This is a genomic window from Anaerorhabdus sp., assembly GCF_036641015.1.
GTDB lineage: Bacteria > Bacillota_I > Bacilli_A > Erysipelotrichales > Erysipelotrichaceae > Anaerorhabdus.
On record NZ_JAVWFO010000078.1, the window covers coordinates 1 to 5,227 of the forward strand.

At 29.7% G+C, this 5,227-nt stretch carries 2 protein-coding genes; both read right to left on the reverse strand.

All coding sequences use genetic code 11. The features are described 5' to 3' along the window. Nucleotides 1–789 (reverse strand): GGDEF domain-containing protein (locus RR430_RS08810; protein WP_332508941.1); only part of this gene is annotated, 789 nt, incomplete at its 3' end. 146 nt (nt 790–935) lie between these two features. Further along, entirely contained in the window at nt 936–4,883 is a 3,948-nt protein-coding gene (locus tag RR430_RS08815) for a hypothetical protein (RefSeq protein WP_332508942.1), read from the reverse strand. Between the last annotated feature and the right edge of the window lie 344 nt (nt 4,884–5,227).

Sequence of the window (5,227 nt, forward strand, 5' to 3'; positions counted from 1 at the left end):
ATCAGCCTCTTCAAAAAAATTAGTTGCATGTTCTGTTACTACACAACCCATACTTACAAAAACTTTTAAATTTGGATAATTATCAAAATAAATATCATTAATCGATTTGCGAATTATTTCTAATTTATTTTGAACAATTTTTTCTGGGATTTCTAAGAATAATAAAACAAACTCATCTCCACCCCACCTAACTATTGCATCTACTGAACGTATGTTATTATCACAAACTTTTACTACTTCTTTTAAAACTTCATCTCCCACAATGTGACCATATGTATCATTAATTTTTTTAAAATCATCTAGGTCTAAAACAACAATTGCATTTATACCTCGCAAGTGCTTCAATTGTTCTTCAAAATATCTACGATTATATGCATTGGTCAATGAATCTTTATATATCTTATTGTTATACGACTGAATCGTACGGGCAAATTCTTCCTTTCCGTATGCAGCAAAGAGAGTCTCATCTGTAAACTTAGCTACCAACTCAACTGAATATTCATTTCCTTCTACTTCTACATACAAAGCAATTACAAAGTAAATATCATCACCAATAAATTCAAATTTTGTGAATTGTTTTTTTGACAAAAGCACTTTAGATGAAATACAACAATCACATCTTTTCTTTTTATTCCACACATTATAGCATTCATAGGGAGCTTCAATAAATTCCCCATTATTGTCAATCGTGTATTGTCTAGTCATTGAAACATCTACTAATCGAACAATATCAAAAATCCGATTCTGTTCTGTGATAAATATTCTTAACTCTTCTTTTGTAAAAATCATGTCTCCCTCCTATATTTTTCTTGCAATAAAGTTATTTAGACTTTTTAATATTTTGTCTAAAATCATTAAATGATTAATATACTAGTAAATGTGAAGAGTAATTAACTCTTCACATTTACATAAATCACCATTATTTTGCTAAATATCTAATTTTGTTCTTCAACTTCTTCGTCTTCGACTTCATGCCATTTTCTACCAAAGTAGAAACAAACAATATTTCCTAAAGCGAAGGCTATCATCAATAATGTATACTTATCAACTAATTTCATTGGAAGAGTAATATTTTCTGTTAGAAGGAATACGATGATTGAAACTACCGCAACAATTACACCTATTACTTTGTATATACGCTTGCGTTCAAATTCATCTTTCACTTCTTGATTTTCTTCATTTTCTTCTTCTTTTTCATGTTTCGCAAATAGAAGAACAATGGTTAGTAACACTCCTATTAATGACGCTATTAAGTTTATTAATGCCCAACTTCTTCCAACTACCTCTGGTGTTGATTCATGAGGAGTAATTTCATCATGCGTCGGACTTGGAGTTTGCATAGAATTACTAGTTTTTGTAGGACTTGGTTTTTGAGTTGGGATTGGTGTTTCAATGTTATCATTTCCAGATTTTTTTGTTTGTGGTGTAATAATTTTGGAGTCAATAATACACGCATTTTTTTCGTAACTCCAATAATACCCTTCAGGATATCCGTCATCTTGGCAAGTTCTAGGTTTTTCAGATACTTCTACTGTATCTACTAGATTTTCAACATAAACAATCACTGTAACTCTAGACTCTAAGCCCTCTTTATCTTTTACAACAAAAGTTACTTTATAGCTTCCAACGATATTTTTATTAAATCCTCCATCACTTTCTACCACAACTTTTTCTTTAATATCTCCATCTTCAGGATCTTCTGCCTTGTCAATTAATGATAATAAATTGAGATTCTCACCTTTCTTTATTGTTACATTATGTGCAGTTATTGTTGGACTAAGATTTATTTTAGTTTGAACATGTACAGTAACTGTAATTGTACTAGATTTATTTATTTCATTAGTAACTATAAATGTTACATCATAATGTCCTACAACTTCTTTATTAAATCCTCCATCACTTAAGATTTTTACCGCACCACTTCCTTTTAAATTTCCTGAGACAGGATCACTTGCCTCTGTCACCAATGACATTAAATCCAATGATTCTCCTACTGTAATTGTAGTTCCATTTGCACTAATAGTTGGAATTCTTGGTTTAACAATAACTATTGCTTTTGATAGTGTTGATAAATTTGTATTTATATCTTCTACTTTATATGTCACTATATATGTATTTGGAATATTAGCATTAAAACCACCATTATCATAGGTAACACTATTAGTTAAATCTGACCCATTCTGATCTAAAGCACTATCTACTAATGATAATAAGTTTAAACTACTACCTTCATATATTGTTATTCCATGAGTTATGATACTTGGTGGAAAGTCAATACTAGAATTAACTGGTAAGACTTGTATTAAACTTGTATTTGTCCCTACTACTCCATTTTTATAAGTCACTGCGTAGGTAATTGTATAATATCCTTCAATATTATAATCAAAGCCTCCTTTTTCTATTATTATCACACTGTTTTTTATATCTGTTCCCTCATAATCATAGGCACTGTCAACAAGTTTAATTAAATCGTCTTCCTCAAAAATAGTACCCACAACTATTGAAGTGTTGTGTGTATTAATCAATGGTGGTCCCGCTGAAATTACTGTAACAGTTGCTAGGTTTTGCGTTGTTAATCCTCCTGAATCCGTTACTGAATAAATAATTGAATATGTACCTAGGACGCTTATATCAAAATTTCCATTAGATTCAATTACTACATTATCTTTTGATAATGAAGTATCCTCTTTATCTGATGCACTTATTACTAAGTCTAGCAGTTTAAAAGTAGAATCATTTTGCATTACTATCATATTTTGAGTAACTATTGTTGGGGCCGTATTTTCTACAACACTCAACACATAACTATCAAAAGGTTTTTCTATTTCCCCTTGATTATAAATATCTCGAGCTTTTGCATATATAGTAACATCACCCATAGCATGTGTAGTTAGCACACCATTTGAATCAATAGTTGCAATGTTTGAGTCACTAGAGAACCATACTATTGCAGAATCATCAATCTTTGAACCAATAATATTATCAAATAAACTCACCCCATTATTTAAAGTTGCAACCTCATTTGTAGTAGAACCCACAACTAATGTAGATTTTTTTGTAGTAATTTGTAAATTTTTTGCAACAACAGTAAATTTGTTGTTTATAAAAGTATTTTCATTTGAATTTATTACTTTTGGTGATTGCTCATTATAATAACTAGTATAAATTGGATATCCTGGTATACCAATTATTTCACCTGGATCCACAGGAGTGATAGGTTCTTCTATTCCTTGAATTACTTCTTTTAATGTATAGTTAGCATTGGTATGAAAATCAAAATTGTATAGTTTAATGTTGTTATTTATTGGTAAAGTTATTATTGCACCTGTTTCTACAGATACTAAATTTTTATTTGTATGCAAATTTTCAACTAAAGTTTGTGCAACTATATTTACATTCATATCTGAATATCTACTTGGAACGACAAAACTTGGGATTACTGTTTTTGTGACTAACTTAATATTTGCTTGTGGTGCTCTATTTTTATTATCCACCGTTTTTGCATAATTCATAACTGTGAAAATGTCATCAAGTTGTTCTTGAATACCAACTGTTGAATTTTTATTTCCATCAATTACCCAATAATTATCAATTAAATCTTGAATTGCTCGATTATCTGCAGTATTTGGTTTCTCTTTATGTAATTCAAATGACGCATTAAAATAATTTCCATTACTCATATTCCAAACTGCATACCTAAAATCTTCTGGAACTCCAATATATTTATATCTATAATCTTGCACATAGATATGATTATGAAAAGTATCCTCTGGCAAATCAATAATTCCAGCAAAGATTACACTTTGATTTTCCGGACTAACATAAGTTGGCTGTCCAACACTTTGAGTTCCTGATTGCTCAATTTTTATAGATCTGCTTTTTGAATTGGATAAAGCAGAATCTATGCTAATATCTCGATAAAATAAATCACTTACATACTCATTTTGTATTATTCCATAACCTTCTGTTGTTTTAATATTACGTATCTTAACATTTTCAATATTGATCTGCCCTGGATTATATAAAATATTAAGTGCGATATTTTTATTTCTTGTATCTACTCCCCAAAATGATGGATATTCTGTGGTATTATCTGAACCTATATTTTCTAATATTATATTTCGCATAACAAACCCATCACAACCTTTTTCAACACCTCCACCTGTGATAGTAAAAAAGTATTCACCTCTATTTTTAGGTACTTTAGTTGTACCACTGCCACCACCAACAGGATACATATCTTTGTTTTTTCCATCAAATTTGAGATTTTCTAAGTAGATATTTTTATGCATAAATATCCACCTCTCCATTTTATCATCTATATTTGGATTACCGGTTCCACTACGAGGATTCTTAGAGATGACAGTTAGAGGCTCTCCATTTATATCTTTATTTAGTCCGATATATGAAGCATTCTCTTTGGAAAAAACAGTATAATCTGTACTATCTACATTATTAAATAAGCCATCATCAAAAAAGATTGTAAAATCTTTAGATGGCACTGCGTAATTCAGTAATTTTATTGTTGTCCCATCTTTGTTAGAAAAATTAACATTCTTAAAATCAATATCATTCGATTTATTAACTACTACACTTTCAAGCGAATAATCCACTCCTAAATATGTAAGGGAAGTTAAATTACTTTTTGTCTCATCATGAGTAATTAAATAATACTTAATCCCTTGACCACTAAATGTATTTGATGCATTGACATAGCTTTCTTCTGTATACTTTGGCGTAAAATCACCAATACTATTTGGAGCATCTCCATCTTTTTGTACCGTGTACGCAAAGGAAACCAATATGGAGCTAAAACTGATAGCAGCTAAAACAAACCCAATTATAAATATTTTTTTCACTATTTTTTCTCTACCTAAATACATATTCACTATCCTCCTAGAACATGTAATTATAGAACATGTCATTAATTAAAATTGACTTATCAAAACTATTTTGATATCTTTTAATTAAACAAAGCATGAAATACTTTATTTCTCGATTATCATACTCACTTTGACGTATCAAAATCGTGAATTATAAGTTATTTAGGAGCAGATTATGAAAACTATTCTTGTAGATGACCAACCCTTATCTATTAAAAAATTTGAAGAAGAATGTAGAAAAAATAGCCTATTTGAAGTTATTGGAGTATTCAAAAATCCTATTTCAGCACTTGAGTTTTCTAAAACCAATCACATTGATTTTGCTATTCTTGATATCCATATGA